At 58.2% G+C, this 2,205-nt stretch carries 2 protein-coding genes; one reads left to right on the top strand and one right to left on the bottom strand.

Annotated features, from left to right (window positions below; all coding sequences use genetic code 11):
- Positions 1-89: 89 nt before the first annotated feature.
- Positions 90-1,448 carry an NCS2 family permease gene (locus AAC083_RS07340; RefSeq protein WP_042039244.1) on the bottom strand — a complete coding sequence of 453 codons (1,359 nt, stop codon included), beginning with the start codon at positions 1,446-1,448 and terminating at the stop codon, positions 90-92.
- A 227-nt stretch (positions 1,449-1,675) separates the two neighbouring features.
- Between AAC083_RS07340 and AAC083_RS07335 the strand changes: the two genes are divergently transcribed.
- Positions 1,676-2,008 (top strand): cupin domain-containing protein, encoded by a 333-nt coding sequence (locus tag AAC083_RS07335; RefSeq protein ID WP_108536198.1) that lies wholly within the window; start codon positions 1,676-1,678, stop codon positions 2,006-2,008.
- Positions 2,009-2,205: the final 197 nt, after the last annotated feature.

Raw genomic sequence — 2,205 nt, 5'->3', positions numbered from 1 at the left:
GGCCTACTTCAAGATTAGCCTTTCAACACGTAATTGGGACAGAGCCATGAAAAAGGGCCCCGCAGGGCCCTTCGCTATAACCGGATGGGTTAGATGGCCCAACCCCCGGCATAGAAGACCACCAAAGCCACGGCGATGATGACGGTGCCGACGTTGAGTTTCTTCCACTCGGCGGCAAACAGACGACCCACGACCAGCGCCACAAAGCCCAGCATGATGCCGGTCACTATGTTGCAGGTCAGCACGATGAAGACGGCGCACAGCATGCCAGCCAGCGCATCGACCGAGTCGTTGAAATCCAGCTTGGTGACGTTGCCCAGCATCAGCAGGCCGACGTACATCAGCGCCGGTGCGGTGGCATAAGCCGGCACCAGATAGCTGAGCGGGGAGAGGAAGATCATCAGCAGGAACAGCACGCCGACCAGCGCAGCAGTCAGACCGGTCTTGCCACCGGCTGCTGTGCCTGCGGCAGATTCGATGTAGACGGCGGCCGGAGCCCCACCCACCACGCCAGCCACCATGCTGCTGACGGAGTCGGCAGTCAGGGCCTTACCGCCGCTGATGATGTGGCCACGCTCATTGATGAGACCCGCCTGACCGGCCACGGCACGTATGGTGCCGGTGGCGTCGAACACGGCCGTCATCACCAGTGCCAGCACTGTGGGGATGACCACCGGATTGAGGGCGCCCAGCAGATCCATGCTGCCAACCAGCGAACCTTTTTCACCGGTCAGGCTCGGCATGGCGAAGAAGCCCTGCCAGGTTACGTTCGGATCGAAGATGAGGCCGAGGATGGAGATGGCGATGATCACCATCAGGATGCCGCCCGGCACCTTGCGACGCTCCAGACCGAAGATGGCGGCCAGACCCAGCACCGTCATGACGACAGGAAAGGAGGTCACCTCACCCAGTTGAACCGGCAGACCGGCCCCTTCGTTCTTGATCACCATACCGACACCGTTGGTGGCGATCAGCAGCAGGAACAGACCGATGCCGATGCCGGTGCCGTGGGCAATGCCGGAGGGAAGGTTGTCCAGGATCCACTGGCGCACGCCTGTGATACTGATGAGGGTAAACACCACCCCCATCAGGAAGATGGCGCCAAGGGCAACCGGAATGCTCAGTCCCTGACCCAGTACCAGACTGAACGCGGTAAAGGCGGTGAGGGAGATGGCGCAACCGATGGCCATCGGCAGCTTGGCCCACAGCCCCATCAGCAGGGAGCCGAAGGCGGCGATCAAACAGGTCGCCACGAAGACGGGCCCCTGCTCGAAGCCAGCAGCGCCCAGCATGTTCGGCACCACTATGATGCTGTAGACCATGGCCAGGAAGGTGGTCAAACCGGCCAGCAACTCCTGGCGCACGCTACTGCCGCGCGCAGAAATGGAAAAATAAGAGTCCAAAAAGCCGCCTTTTGCTCCGTTGGCGGCCATATCTTGCTTTGCCATAACTTATCCTGAAAGTGTGAAGGAAATCGTTTGCTTTTGTGGCGCGCAAAATAGCAAGAATTTGTCGAAATTGCAGCGAATTCCCTGACTTTTTCATCAAAATGGCAGAAATTGTTCTCGTTCGGACACAAATTTGCATACGCGCTTGCTGCAGCCCTCACCTTCATCCATGAGGAACGCCTCTATACTGCAGAGAACTATTCGCACTGCAAGACGGGAGATGACCCATGCACACGCGCAATCTGCTGAACGATATTCCCTCGCCACTGCCTACCGAACTCTTTCAGGGTCTTGTCAGTACCAACCACCTGCGAATCGAGCGCATTCTCTCCCACGGCCATCAGACGGCGCCGGGAGAGTGGTACGATCAGGATGAACATGAGTGGATCCTGGTAGTGCAAGGAGAGGCCAGCCTGCTATTCATCGATCCGCAGACCCAGGAACAACAATCGGTACAACTGGGCCCGGGCGATCACATCAATATTCCCGCCCGCCAGAAACATAGGGTGGAGTGGACTCACCCCGACATGACCACAGTCTGGCTCTGCGTGTTCTACTGAGATGGATAAGGGGACTGAAAGGGTAGGCCTTAGACCTTGAATGAGGTTGAATTGATACCACGAAGGACAGTGGAGGCGGTTAAAGCAGATGAACTTGAGGCATCGGAAAAGCAAAAAGGCCTTCCCATTCAGGAAGGCCTTTCAATATATTGGCGGAGCGGACGGGACTCGAACCCGCGACCCCCGGCGTGACAGGC

The organism is Aeromonas sp. HMWF014 (assembly GCF_963878295.1).
GTDB lineage: Bacteria > Pseudomonadota > Gammaproteobacteria > Enterobacterales > Aeromonadaceae > Aeromonas > Aeromonas popoffii.
The sequence above is the reverse complement of the archived record's forward strand: the minus strand, read 5'-3'. Positions and strand labels throughout refer to the sequence as shown.